Genomic DNA, 13,415 nt, shown 5'->3' on the forward strand with positions numbered 1-13,415 from the left:
AACCCACCGCGCACGCGGACGCCACCTCCGACGGCCCACCACACACGCCGACGAAACCTCGGGCACCCCTGCGCGCACGCCAACGCCACCCCCGGCGATCCCACCGCGCACGCCGACGAAACCGCAGGGGACCCAGCATCCGCGCAGGCGGGATCCCCGGGCAACCCACCGCGCACGCCGGTGAGACCTCAGGTGAACCACCGCGCACGCCTGCGGGACCTCAGGGCTCCCCGGGAGGGGTGTGCCGGGAGGGCTCGGGCAGCCCGCGCGCACGCCGACGCCGCCTCAGGCGATCCACCGGGTGCGTCGGCGGGCCGGTGTCGGTGGCAGGCCGTCGGCCACCGCGGAGGCCATCCGCTGTACGGCCTCGCGCAGGACCTCCGGCGGCAGCGTGTACGGGATCCGGAGCCGGCCCGCGAAGACGCCGGGGTCGGCGGCGAAGAGTCCGCCGCCCTCGATCCGCACGCCGTAGGCGAGGGTGCGCTCGGCCAGTTCGGCCGCGACGGGCTCCCCCAGGTCGACCCAGAGGGACAGACCGCCGGGCGGCAGCCGCCAGGTCCAGCGCGGGAAGTGCTCCGTCAGCGCCTCGGCCAGTGCCGTGCGCTGGGTCCGCAACCGCTCCCGCTGTGTGGGGAGCAGTTCCGCGGCGCGTTCGAGGAGGACCTGGGCGAGCAACTGGTCCAGCACGGAACCGCCGAGGTCGGTGGCGATGCGCTGCGCGGCGAGTTCGGTCACGAGCTGGGAGGTCGCGCGCAGCCAGCCGATGCGCAGGCCGCCCCAGTGGCTCTTGCTCATCGAGCCGACGGTGATCACCTTGCTCGCCGCCTCGGGCGTGGCCCGGCAGGCGAACGGCGCGGGTACCGGGACGTCGAGGGCGAGGTCGGTGAGCGTCTCGTCGACGACGAGCCAGGTGCCGGCGCGGTGCGCGGCGGTCAGCACCCGGCCGCGTGCCTCGTCGGGCATGAGCAGGCCGGTCGGATTGTGGAAGTCCGGGATGAGGAAGGCCAGGTGGGGCACCGCCTGGCGCAGGGCCGACTCGGTGATCTCCACGTCCCAGCCGTCGTCCGACACCGGGACGGCCACGGTACGCAGGTGGGCCCGGCGGACGGCGTCCAGGGCGTTCGGATAGGACGGGTTCTCCACCATCACCCGGTCGCCGGGGGCGGCCAGCAGACCGAGCACCAGGGTGAGCGCGTGCTGGGCGCCGGAGGTGACCAGGATCTGCTCCGGGAGGGTCGGCAGGCCCCGCCGGGTGTACCGCTCGGCGATCGTCGCCCGGAGTTCCGGCAGCCCGAACGGGTCGTACCCCGGGCTCCGGCTGTGCCGGGCCAGCGAGGGCGCCACTCGGGCGAGGGCGTCGTCCAGGACGTGCGGCGGCAGACCGGGTGCCGCCCGGGCGAGGTCGATGGCCGTGTCGGGGGCGGGCAGGGCCCGCGTGACCCTGCTGGGCACGCTCTCCTTGGGCAGGGCCGTCCAGGTGCCGGAGCCCTGCCGGCTGTGCGCGAAGCCGTGGACGCGCAGCAGGTCGTACGCCGAGGTGACGGTGGGCCGGCTGACACCGAGTGCGGTGGCCAGTTCCCGCTCGGCGGGCAGCCGGGCGTGCAGGGCCACCCGGCCGTCGAGGACCAGGGCGCTGATGGCCTCGGACAGATGACGGTACGCGGGGCGCAGCCCCGTCAGGTCCGGGAGCAGCCCGGCCAGTTGCCTGCCGCTGACGGTCCGCTCCACGTGACTCACCGGACCACCGGCCCGGACCAGGGGGCTACGGGCATACCACTCTCCTGGAATTGGTCATCGAGTTCCGGGCAATGACCTTACAGAATCGCCCCGGTGGCAAGGAACGCCGCGGAACCGGAGGGCGGACGGACATGGGACACGCGAGCACGGCACTCATCTCCCGGGAGCGCGGTGGGACGGGGAGCGCGCGCACCGCGCCGCCCCTCGCCTACCTGCCGCTGACCGAGCGTCCGGCCCGTCGGCTGGCCCAGCTCCTCGCGGGACTGGTGCTGTACGGGCTGAGCATGTCCGTGCTGGTCAGGGCGGCCCTGGGGGTCAACCCGTGGAGCGTGCTGTACGAGGGCCTGCAACGCCACACCTCGCTGAGCTTCGGCACCCTCAGCGCCCTGGTGGGCGTCCTGGTCCTGCTGACCTGGATCCCGCTGCGGCAGAAGCCGACGCTGGGCACGTTCGCCAACGTCCTCGTGCTCGCCTGCGCCTCGGACCTCGGCCTCTTCCTCATCCCGGCGGACCTGGGCCTGCCGGGCCGGATCTGCCTGCTGGCGGCGGGCATCCTGCTCAACGGGTTCTCGGTGGCGGTCTATGTCGGCGCGCGGCTCGGTCCGGGCCCCCGGGACGGTCTGATGACCGGCGCCTCCTCGCTGACCGGGGGTTCCATCCGGATGGTCCGCACCCTGCTGGAGGCCGCCGTGCTCGTCGCGGGCTGGCTCCTCGGCGGCACCGTCGGCGTCGGCACCCTGCTGTACGCCCTGCTGGTCGGACCGGTCACCCAGTTCTTCCTGCCCTGGTTCGCCTACCGGGGTGCGGGGGAACCCGCACCGGTGCGGCAGGACTGAGGAGCGCCCCGCCCCTCACGGGAGCGGGCGAGCGCGCTCCGCCCCTTCCCAGGAGCCATCGCGCTCCGCCCCCTTCGACGGCCCGGGTCCCGCACCCGGGCCGTTCTTTTGTCCGCCCTGCGGGTTCCCGCATTGCCGGTTCCCGAACAATGTGCGGGGTTCAACAGACGTCGCCGAGCGGCAAAGCTTTGACCGCACGAGGAAAACGACCGAGGGCGATCTCCGGAAAAAGCCGGGGAATCCTCGGCCGCATCGAATGCGGGACGAGAGAAAGGCGGTGGCGCCGGTGGCCGGAAAGGCCGTGGTGACCGGGGCGAGCAGCGGAATAGGCGCGGCGACCGCGCGGCGGCTGGCGAAGGACGGTTTCGAGGTGGTGGCCGTCGCGCGGCGCACGGAGCGGCTGCGGCGACTCGCCGAGGAGACGGGTGCCCGACCGTACGCGCTCGACGTGACCGACGACGAGGCCGTACGCCGCCTCGCCGCCGAACTCGACTCCTGCGACGTCCTGGTGAACAACGCGGGCGGCGCCCTGGGCGCGGAGTCCGTGGCCGAGGCGGACCCGGCGGACTGGGAGCGGATGTACTCCGTGAACGTGCTGGGCACCCTGCGCGTGACCCAGGCCCTGCTGCCGCTGCTGCGCGCCGGCCGGGGCGGCACCGTCGTCACCGTGACCTCCACCGCGGCCTTCACCGCGTACGAGGGCGGCGGCGGCTACTGCGCGGCCAAGTACGCCGAGCGCGCGCTCAGCGAGACGCTCCGGCTGGAGCTGTGCGGCGAGCCCGTGCGGGTCGTCGAGGTGGTGCCCGGGATGGTCAGGACGGAGGAGTTCGCCCTCAACCGGATGCGCGGCGACGCCGAGCGGGCCGCGGCGGTCTACGAGAACGTGGACCACCCGCTCACCGCGGACGACGTCGCCGAGTGCGTCGCGCTGGCGGTCGGGCTGCCCCAGCACGTCAACGTGGACCGTCTCGTGGTCCGCCCGCTGGCCCAGGCGGCCCAGCACAAGCTGCACCGGGGCCCCCTGCTGCGCCCCTGAGCCCCCTTCCCTCATCCGCCGTCCGCCTCATCCGCGCAAGCCGAGGAGTGCCCCGAACGTGAAGCTCCACCGTGACGAACTGACCCCGCAGATGCAGGAGTACACGCGGTTCGACGACCGCGGCGAGGCCCGCTACCTGCCCTACCTGATGTACTTCCACCGCGCCGACTACCGCTCCCCCGTCATCAACACCGACCGGGCGGGCTTCCGGATCTCGCACGGCCCGAACGGGGAGACGGCCTCCGCGGCCGGACAGATGCCCGCCGGGCCGGTGCGGCTGATCTCGGGCAGCTCCACCGTGCTCGGCATCGGCGCCACCAGCGACGCCACCACGCTCGCCTCGCAGCTGTGGCGCAAGCACGCGCCGTCCGCACCGTGGCTCAACTTCGGCGGCCGCTGCTACAACTCCACGCAGGAGCTGCTGCTGTTCACCCTCTACCGCCATCTGCTGCCCGAGATCGAGGAGATCGTCGTCTTCTCCGGGCTCAACGACCTCACCGTCGGCAGGCTCCCCGAGTGGCAGCAGGGCGACCACGGCGCGTTCTGGTTCTGCGGTGAGTACTTCGACGCGATGGAGGAGCTGCGCGAGAACAACCGCAAGGCCTCCGGCGGCAAGCTCCTCGGCCGCCGCGCCGAGCGCCGGCGCACCATCTCCACCCATGACGACGTCCGCCGCGACATCCCCGCGGTCATCGACTCCGCCGCCGAGCTGACCCTGCGCCACCTCGACAGCTGGCGCCGGCTGGCCGGACCGTCGGCCCGGCTGACGTACGTGCTGCAGCCGATGGCGCTGTGGATGCGCGACCGGCACGCGCCGCAGGAGCAGCTGCTCTTCGACGAGATCGACCGCATCTCCAAGCTGGGCACGTGGGAGGCCCTGTACGGCGACATCTCCCGCAGGGAGGTCGCCCGCGCCTTCTCCGACAAGCTCCAGGCCGGCTGCGAGAAGCTCGGGATCCGCTACGTCGACCTCAACCCGGTCGTCGCCGAGGCGGTCACCGAGCGGGACTGGGTCTACGTGGACCGGGCGCACTACACCGACCACGGCTACGACCTGGTGGCCCGCATTCTCGCCGAGACCCTCGGCCTTTCCTGACTCTCCTTTTCCCGCGAAAGAAGGCGATTTCCGATGTCTTTGCTGCGCAAGCTCGCAGACCTTCTGTTCCGGCGCAAGAAGCGCGCCAACCGCAAGAACGACGCGTCCATCTACCCGATGTTCTGATCGAATTCGCCGGCAGACAGGTCTTTCGAAAGGAGAAGGATGTACGACGACATCGGCCCCGCCCGGGCCGTGTACGCGTACGCCGCCGACCCCGAGGCCTCGGTGCCGGACGGCGGATTCGTCGAGGAGGCGCGCGCCGCGCTGCGCCGGCCGGCCGTCGAGGACGGCCCGCTGGACGACCTCGTGGTGCGGGCCGCCGACTGGGCGGCGGCCGAGGGCAAGCGGTTCACGGGCCTGCTCGACACCGGGCACCAGGAGGGCCGGCCCGCCGGACACGAGGAGGTGCTGGTGCGCCGGGCCGTGCTCGGCTGCGCCCCGCTCGCCCTCGTCTCCGGTGCCTGGCTGCAGTGGCTGAGCGCTCCGGGCGACTTCGAGGTCCCGGTGGTGCTGCGGATCCTCGCCCTGTACGCCGACGACGTGGGCGCCGGGCATCCGCACGCCTCCCGCGGCAGCGCCTTCCTGGAGCTGCTGCGCCGGCTGCGGCTCGCCGAGCACGCGGTCCCGGCGGTCCGGCTCACCGGCGACCAGCGGGTGCCCGAGTCCGCGTTCGTGCTGCCCGGCCTGCTGCTGGCGATGAGCAGGCGGCCGGACGAGTTCCGCGGCGAGCTGCTCGGCGCCGACCTGTGTCTGCGCACGGTCGGGCTGCTGCCCGCGCTGACGATGGTCAGACGGGCCCGGCCGGCCGAGTGCGACTGGGAGGCGGTGGATCCCTCGGCGCCGCGGCGGGCCGAGGCGGAGCGCCCGGACCGGCAGTGCCGGGCCCTGGTCGACGAGCTGGTCGGGGAGGAGGGCGACCGGGCCGCCGAGGCGGTGCGGCGGGGCTTCGCCGGGACGCTGGGCGCGCTCGTCGAGTGGTCCCAGGCGCTGTACGCGGAGCTGGTCGCGGCCGGTGACCCCGCCTTCGACATGGCGGAGCTGATGCGGCAGCGCTCCCGCGAGGGCGCCGTCTACCACCACCAGTTCCAGCTGGAGGGCAAGCCCCTCGCCCGCTGGCTCGCCGAGTGCCGCACCGACGCGGGTCCGCTGCTGGACGCCCTGGCCCGCAGCAAGCTCGTCAAGCCCGGGCGGTCGTCCGCCAGTACGCTGGTGAAGGGGCTGGTCGGCGAACGCGGGCCGATGTTCCGGGTGTTCTCACCGGAGGACCTGAACGTCATCCGGCGGTGGATCGACTCCCTGCCGGCGACTCCCCCGCAGGAGGAGGCCGAGGGGGGCCGTACCACCACGCCGGTCGCGCCGGCCGCCCCCACGAAGGTGGCCGCCGCCCTCCGCGCCGGCCACCGCGCCCCGGGCCGCGCCCCGTCCTCCGTACGCGAGGCCTACCACCTGCTGATGCGCCGCGCCGACACTCCGGAGCTGCGCTCCTGGGCGAAGAGCTACGTCGCCGGCTGGCTGGCCAGGTCGGCGCACGGCATGGACGAGCGGACGATGCCGCTGCCGGCGCGCTGGGGCCGGGAGGGGCTGCGCCCCTGGCTGCAGGAGCGGCACGACCGGCACGGGGCGGAGTTCGAGCAGAACGCGGAGGTCCCGCTGCCCTCGCGGGAGGCCGTGGTGGACGACACCGTGCAGACGGCGCCGCTGACCCTGATCGACGGCAGCTGGCTGCAGGGGTTCACCGACTACGAGCAGGCGTCCTCGGAGATCGGGCACTCGCTGTTCGAGACGTACTGGGACGAACTCGGCAACGGCGAGCCGCGGTTGAACCATCCGCTCATCTACCGGGACGTGCTCAAGGAGATGGGCGTCGACCTGCCGCCCACCGCCTCGCCGGAGTTCGCCCGCTGGCACGGCTTCCGGGACGAGTCCTTCGAACTGCCGGTGTACTGGCTGTGCGTCGGCAGGTTCCCCAGGACGTTCCTGCCGGAGGTGCTGGGGCTGAACCTGGCGATGGAGCTGTCGGGGGTCGGCGGCACCTACCGCAGGGCCCGGCTGGCGCTGAAGGCGTACGGCTTCAGCACGCGCTTCGTCGACATCCACAACACCATCGACAACGTCGCCACCGGTCACTCCGCGTGGGCCGCGGACGCGGTGGACACCCTGATGGCCGCCCTGCCCGACACCCCTGGTCCCGGCGGCCGTGCGGAGACCTGGCAGCGGGTGCGGACGGGGTACCGCTCGCTGAACCCGCCGAGCGGCGTGGGTGCCCGGCTCGCGGCCCGCCGCGGACGGCTCGCGGGCCGGCGGGGATGAGACCCGCGCCACCCCCGAAACCCCGCGCCACCCCGGTAACCCCGCGGACCCCCGTAGCCCCGCGCCGCCCCGAACCCGTGCCATCCCAAGGCCCCGTGCCATCCCAAGGCCCCGTGCCACCCCAAGGCCCCCTGCCACCCCCGTGGGCCCGCGCCACCCCGAGGCCCCGCGCCCGGTCGCAAGCAACCCATCCCGCCCCCGATTCCGTGGAGGAACACAGCGGTGTCTGACCTGATCCTGGGAGTGTCGGCCTTCTACCACGACAGCGCCGCGGCGCTGATCGCCGACGGCGTGCCGGTCGCGGCCGCTCAAGAGGAACGTTTCAGCAGGCGACGGCACGACCCCTCCTTCCCCGCGGCGGCCGTCCGCTACTGCCTCGACGAGGCGGGCGTGACGCTGGACGACGTGTCCGCCGTCGCCTACTACGAGGACCCCCGGCTGAAGTTCCGCCGGGTGCTGGCCACCTTCCTCGGTGCCGCCCCGACCGGCTTCGCCTCCTTCCGCGACACCCTGCCGTCCTGGCTCGGCGCCGGCGGCAAGCTGCGCACCGCCGACCGGGTGCGCGCCGAGCTGGAGGGCCTGGGCCTGGGCCGGGTGCCGGAGCTGTCCGTGCGCCGGCACCACGAGTCGCACGCCGTGTCGGCGTTCTTCCCGAGCCCCTACGAGTCCGCGGCCGTCCTGTGCATCGACGGCGTCGGCGAATGGGCCACGACCACCCTGTGGCACGGCCGCGGCACCGAGGTGACCCCGCTCGCGGAACTGCGGTTCCCGCACTCGCTGGGTCTGCTGTACTCGGCGTTCACCTACTTCTGCGGGTTCAAGGTCGACTCCGGCGAGTACAAGCTGATGGGCCTCGCCCCCTACGGCAAGCCCCGCTACGCCGACCTCATCCGCGAACACCTCATCGACATCAAGCCCGACGGCTCCTTCCGCCTGGACATGCGGTACTTCGAGTACCTGCGCGGCCAGGTGATGACCGGCCGGGGCTTCGAGAAGCTGTTCGGCGGACCCCGGCGGGCCCCCGAGGGGCAGCTCACCGAGCGCGAGTTCGACCTCGCGGCCTCGGTGCAGGCGGTCACCGAGGAGGTCGTCCTGCGGCTGGCGCGGACCGCGCGGGAACGCACCGGCGAGTCCACGCTGTGCCTGGCGGGCGGTGTCGCCCTCAACTGCGTCGCCAACGGCAAGATCATCGACGCGGGGATCTTCGACGAGGTGTGGATCCAGCCGGCCGCCGGTGACGCCGGCGGCGCGCTCGGCGCCGCCCAGGCCGTCGCCATGGAGCGCGGGGTGCGCCGCGACCACCCCGCCACCGGGCGCGACGCGATGAGCGGCTCGCTCCTCGGCCCCGGCTACGACGACGAGGAGATCGCCGCCTACCTGGAGTCCCACGGCATCCCGCACCAGCGGCTGGACCCCGAGACGCTGGCCAAGGAGGTCGCCGAGGGGCTGGCCGAGGGGAAGATCGTCGGCTGGTTCCAGGACCGCATGGAGTTCGGGCCGCGCGCCCTGGGCGCCCGCTCGATCATCGGCGACCCGCGCAACCCGGACATGCAGTCCACCATGAACCTCAAGATCAAGTTCCGTGAGTCGTTCCGCCCGTTCGCGCCCGCGGTGCTGGCCCCCGACGCCACCGAGTACTTCGACCTGCCGCAGGAGAGCCCGTACATGCTCGTGGTCTCGCAGGTCGCGGCGGCCCAGCGGCTCGACGCCGACAGCGCCGGCGCCAACGGCCTGGACCTGCTGAAGGTGCACCGCTCGACCATCCCCGCCGTCACCCACGTCGACCACTCGGCCCGGGTGCAGACGGTCACCGAGCACAGCAACCCCGCCTACCACCGGCTGCTGACCGCCTTCAAGGCGCGCACCGGCTGCCCGGTGCTGGTCAACACCTCGTTCAACGTGCGCGGCGAGCCCATCGTGAACACCCCGCACGACGCCTACACCTGCTTCATGCGCACCAACATCGACATGCTCGCGCTCGGCAACTTCCTGCTGGAGAAGAGCGCCCAGCCCGCCTGGTCGGAGGAACACGACTGGCGCGCCGAGATCCCGCTCGACTGACGTACCGCCGCTCGAGACGCCCCACGAACCCCGGCGCCCCGCGGGGGCGCCGGGAGAACGGACCGCCCATGCGCACCTTCCTGCTCTTCCTCCTCTACTGCCTGGTCGTGACGCCCGCCGGACTGGTGAGCCGGGTCGTCAAGGACCCCATGGCCCGCCGCCGGCCCGCCGGCACCCAGACCTACTGGACCGCGCCGACCCCGGCACAGGCTCGCTGAACGGCGAGCGGCCAGGTGTGCGCACCACCGATGGGAGACCCACGATGACCAGCTTGCTCCAGTTCGCCCGGCACCACATCGACGACAGTGTCCGGGACCTGCTGGACAAGGAGATTTCGGAACGCGTCTCGGAGACCCGGCTGGACTCCGATCTCGACGACGCCATCCTCGCCGGCATCGGCGCGTACGCGCTCAGCCGCCACCTCCCCGGTGACGTGCTGCAGAGCATCCAGGTGTTCACCGCCGCCGCGCGGCACGCCCTGGTGCTGTCCAACCTGCCGGCGCAGAACTTCCCCGACACCCCGGTGAGCGGCTTCGGCAGCGAACCGGAACTGGCCGTCACCAACGCCATCCACCTGGGGCTGATCCGCCTGATCGGCTGCACGCCCTTCGCCGTCGCCTACGAGAACGACGGCCACCTCATCCGCAACGTCGTCCCCAACCCGGCGGCCTGCGGCACCACCAGCTCCTGGGGGGCCGACTCGGAGTTCTTCTGGCACTCCGACAACCCCCACCAGCCGTTCGGCCGGCCGGGCTCCGACCCGCGCCTGTACACCCCGCCGTACCTGACGTTCTACGCGGTACGCAACGAGGAGCAGGTGCCCACCGAGATCGCCGCGCTCGACGACGTGATGGTCCGCCTGGACCCCGGGACCCGGCAGATCCTGCAGACGCCCGAGTTCGAGGTCGGCGCGCCCGACTCCAACGACGGCGGCGCCACAAGCCCGCTGCGCGAGGCCGCGATCATCGAGCCCGACGGCACCGGCCGCCACCGCGTCCGCTACGACCGCGGCACCACCAGCGGTGCCACCGACCGCGCCCGGACCGCCCTGGAGAGCTGGTCGGACACCCTGACCACGATCCCGGCCGCCGAACTCGTCCTGGACACGGGCGACTTCCTGATCTTCGACAACCACCGGGTGCTGCACCGCCGCAAGGCGTTCACCCCGCGTCCCGACGCCACGGCCCGCTGGCTGCGCCGCTGCTACGCCGCCTGAGCCCGCCGCTTCCGTCCACCCGCACGAAGGGAACCTCATGAACACCTACCGCGTGGCCGTCATCGGCGGCCGCCCGGCCCCGATCGCCGGCGCCAAGCAGCTCGGCATCGATGTCGTCCTCGTCCACGAGGAGGGCGCGTACGACCCGGCCATCGTCGAGCACTGCGAGCGCATCGTGCACGCCCCGATCGCCGACGGGCAGGCCATCCTCGACGTGCTGAAGCCCCTGCACGACGAGCGGCCGTTCGACCGGGTGCTCACCACCACCGAGCCGGCCGCCGAGTCCACCGGGTTCGTCGTGGACTCGCTGGGACTGACCGGCGTCACGGAGGCCACCGCGCGTGCCCTCAAGGACAAGGCGCTCACCCGTGAACTGCTCGACAAGCACGGCCTGAGCCCGGTCCGCTACCGGATGGTGGAGAGCGCCGCCGACATCGCGGAGTTCCGCGCGGAGGTCGGCGAGCGGATCATCGTCAAGCCGGTCGACGGCGTGGCCAGCCTGCACATCCACCCCGTGGACGGCCCGGAGGACGCCGAGCGGGCCTGGCAGGCGCTGGGTGAGGCGGGCATCACCGGCATCATCGCCGAGGAGTACCTCGACGGCCCCGTGGTGAGCGTCGACTCCTTCTCCTACGAGGGCCGCCACCTGCCCATCGGCTACTCCGAGTACCGCATGAACGAGCGGTACGTCGAGTGGGAGGTCAGTACCCCGAGCCGGTACGCCGAGCCGTGGCTCGCCGAACTGCGCGAGCTGACGCCGAAGCTGCTGGACGCGGTGGGCCTCACCGAAGGCCCCTCGCACAGCGAGTTCGTGCTGACCGAGAAGGGCCCCCGGGTCCTCGAATCGCACGCCCGGCTGGCCGGCAGCGGCGCCCCCGAGCTGGTCCGGCGCGCCTTCGGCCTGGACCTGAACCGGATGTTCCTCACCGTGCCGCTCGGCATCGACGAGCTGCCCGCCACCTCGCCCGAGCCGCTGGGCGGCGCGGCCGTACGGTTCTTCACCCCCGAGCCCGGCACGGTCACCGCCGTCGAGGTCGCCGAGGACGCCGCCGACGAGGTGCGCACCCTCCCCCAGGGCGAGGTCCAGTACGTCTTCCTGCCCTACCTGGACGAGTTCCGGGACGTCGAGGTGGCCGCGGTGATCGGCAAGAGCGCCGGTGAGACCGTGCCGCCGCTGCTCACCGTCGCCGACTGCGTCTCCGGGTACGCCATCGCGTCCGGCCGGGACGCGGACGACGCCGTCGCCAAGACCGAGGCCGTCAACGCGAAGATCCGCTTCGAGACGCGCTGAGCACGCCGTCCGCCGCACCGGACCGCTTCTCCGGCCGGGCGGCCGGGCCCCGCATCCGCCGGCGCCCGGCCGTCCGGCCCGCCTCGTGCACGCCCAGGCACCGCCTGGCCGTGACGTCCCGCGAGGCCGGCCCGCACCGACCGACCACTGGGAGGGAACCGCCTGTGAACCCCATCGCCTCGACCGTCCCGACGGCCAGCTCCGTATCGGACCCCGTCACCCAGCTGCACTCCGCCCGGCGGCTCGTCCAGGAGCGGTACACCGACGAGCAGCCGCTGATCCGGGCCGCCCTGCACCTGATCGACTGCGCCACCGACATCGTGGCCGGTCTGCCCGCACCCGACCTCGACGCCTGCCGCGACGCCCTCGGTTCCGCACGCGCCGCAGTGGTCTCGGCGACCTACGCCGTGGGCCGTGTCCGTGACCTCGCCGCGGCCGGAACGGAGCACGCATGAACCGCCACGTCGTCGTCCTGCACCGCTGGCGGGACCGCCACGCCCGCTACGAGGACTATCTGGACCACCGTACCCACCACGTCAGCTACGTCACCACCGCGCTGGCCCAGGACTCCGTGCCCGCCGGGGCCGCGGCCGTCGTGGTGGTCCCCGCCACCGACGACACGGCGGCGGTGTGGCACGCGGTCACCGAGCTGCGCGCCCGTTTCGGCCCGCCGGCCCGGCTGGTCGCCCTCAACGAGGGTGACCTCGACACCGCCGCCGCCGTCCGCGAGCGCCTCGGCTGCGCCGGCCAGACACCGGCCGAACTCGCCCGTTTCCGCGACAAGCTGACGATGAACCGGATCGTCGCCGAGGCCGGCGTCCCGACGCCCCGCTTCGCCGACGCCCCCGACGCCCAGGCCGTACGCGCCTTCGCCGACCGCCACGGCCTGCCCGTCGTGGTCAAGCCCCGCCGCGGCACCGCCAGCCGGGGCGTGATCCGTGTCGCCTCCGCGGCCGACCTGCCCCAGCTGACCGCGCTGCCGCCCGAGCCGCGCCTGGTGCAGGAGTACTGCCCCGACGACATCGTCCACATCGACGGCCTGTGGACGGGCGACCGCCTGGGCCCTTGGCGGGCCTCCCGCTACGTCAACACCTGCGTCGATTTCACCCAGGGCCAGGCGCTCGGCTCCGTCGAGATCGACGACACCGAACTGCTGGCCGCCCTCGGCGAGTTCACGGCCAGGGTCGCGGGCGCGCTGAGCACCGAGGCATGGGTGTTCCACCTGGAGGCCTTCGTCGGCACCGGTCCCGACGGCCGCCCCGAGATCCGCTTCCTGGAGGCGGGCTACCGGGTCGGCGGCGCGGAGATCCCGTTCGTCTGGCGCGAGGTGCACGGCATCGACCTGATGCGGGCCGCCGCCGACATCCAGCTCGGCCGGTCCCCCGACCTTCCCGTTCCCGAGCGCTGGCGCACCGGCGGCTGGCTCCTCGTACCGTCCCCCGTCCCGGCCCCCTGCCGCGTGGTCGGCCATGAGCTGCCCGCCCCGCAGGACCCCGCCGAGGCACCGTACGCCGTGGTCGTCCCCGCCGTCGGCCAGGTCATCCCGCGGGTCGGCGGCTACGAACACGTCGGCGCCCGCTTCCGCTTCCGCGGCGACTCCAGCGGCGAGGTGGAGAAGGCGGTCCTGCGCACCGCGGCCCAGTTCCGGCTGGAGTGCGCGCCCCAGCCCGAGAACCTCGGCGGCGGCCGCCCGGCATGCGGACTCGACCGATGAGCGCCGGCGGCCCCACCACGGCCGTACTCGTCCTGGAGGACGGCCGCATCTTCCGCGGTCGCGCCTACGGGGCCGTGGGGGAGACCTTCGGCGAGGCCGTGTTCTCCACCGGGAT

Annotated in this window: 12 protein-coding genes; 11 read left to right on the forward strand and 1 reads right to left on the reverse strand. The window is 73.3% G+C overall.

Annotation, left to right across the window (positions count from 1 at the left end; genetic code table 11):
• Window positions 1-285 precede the first annotated feature (285 nt).
• Window positions 286-1,728: a MocR-like transcription factor YczR gene (gene yczR, locus ACZ7N4_RS14380; RefSeq protein ID WP_471357948.1), complete on the reverse strand. Its 1,443-nt coding sequence runs from the start codon at window positions 1,726-1,728 to the stop codon at window positions 286-288.
• A gap of 140 nt (window positions 1,729-1,868) precedes the next feature.
• On the opposite strand from yczR, the gene yczE reads away from it, so the two are divergent.
• From yczE to ACZ7N4_RS14435, 11 genes are all read left to right on the forward strand, one after another.
• Window positions 1,869-2,573 carry a membrane protein YczE gene (yczE, locus tag ACZ7N4_RS14385; RefSeq protein WP_471357950.1) on the forward strand — a complete coding sequence of 235 codons (705 nt, stop codon included), beginning with the start codon at window positions 1,869-1,871 and terminating at the stop codon, window positions 2,571-2,573.
• 256 nt (window positions 2,574-2,829) lie between these two features.
• On the forward strand, window positions 2,830-3,609 hold the full coding sequence (locus ACZ7N4_RS14390; RefSeq protein WP_471357953.1) for an SDR family oxidoreductase: 780 nt from the start codon (window positions 2,830-2,832) through the stop codon (window positions 3,607-3,609).
• 58 nt (window positions 3,610-3,667) lie between these two features.
• Entirely contained in the window at window positions 3,668-4,705 is a 1,038-nt protein-coding gene (locus ACZ7N4_RS14395; protein ID WP_471357954.1) for an Inducer of phenazine A, read from the forward strand.
• A 165-nt stretch (window positions 4,706-4,870) separates the two neighbouring features.
• Complete coding sequence (locus ACZ7N4_RS14400) at window positions 4,871-7,018, forward strand: iron-containing redox enzyme family protein (protein ID WP_471357957.1); 2,148 nt, start codon at window positions 4,871-4,873, stop codon at window positions 7,016-7,018.
• A gap of 222 nt (window positions 7,019-7,240) precedes the next feature.
• Window positions 7,241-9,079, forward strand: a complete 1,839-nt coding sequence (locus ACZ7N4_RS14405) for a carbamoyltransferase family protein (protein WP_471357960.1) — start codon at window positions 7,241-7,243, stop codon at window positions 9,077-9,079.
• A gap of 68 nt (window positions 9,080-9,147) precedes the next feature.
• The gene (locus tag ACZ7N4_RS14410) at window positions 9,148-9,297 is read left to right on the forward strand and encodes a hypothetical protein (protein WP_356155551.1); all 150 of its coding nucleotides are present in this window, start codon (window positions 9,148-9,150) and stop codon (window positions 9,295-9,297) included.
• A 44-nt stretch (window positions 9,298-9,341) separates the two neighbouring features.
• Window positions 9,342-10,295, forward strand: a complete 954-nt coding sequence (locus ACZ7N4_RS14415) for a TauD/TfdA family dioxygenase (protein ID WP_471357963.1) — start codon at window positions 9,342-9,344, stop codon at window positions 10,293-10,295.
• Window positions 10,296-10,332: 37 nt separating this feature from the next.
• Window positions 10,333-11,586, forward strand: a complete 1,254-nt coding sequence (locus ACZ7N4_RS14420; RefSeq protein ID WP_471357965.1) for an ATP-grasp domain-containing protein — start codon at window positions 10,333-10,335, stop codon at window positions 11,584-11,586.
• A 164-nt stretch (window positions 11,587-11,750) separates the two neighbouring features.
• A complete protein-coding gene (locus tag ACZ7N4_RS14425) occupies window positions 11,751-12,041 on the forward strand; it encodes a hypothetical protein (RefSeq protein ID WP_471357967.1) in 291 nt (96 codons plus the stop codon).
• A complete protein-coding gene (locus ACZ7N4_RS14430) occupies window positions 12,038-13,300 on the forward strand; it encodes an ATP-grasp domain-containing protein (RefSeq protein ID WP_471357970.1) in 1,263 nt (420 codons plus the stop codon). Before ACZ7N4_RS14425 ends, ACZ7N4_RS14430 begins: the two co-directional genes overlap by 4 nt.
• Window positions 13,297-13,415, forward strand: a 119-nt coding sequence (locus ACZ7N4_RS14435; protein ID WP_471358039.1) for a carbamoyl-phosphate synthase domain-containing protein, incomplete at its 3' end; no start/stop codon positions are given. The genes ACZ7N4_RS14430 and ACZ7N4_RS14435, both read left to right, overlap by 4 nt.

The organism is Streptomyces sp. NPDC107654 (assembly GCF_055639035.1).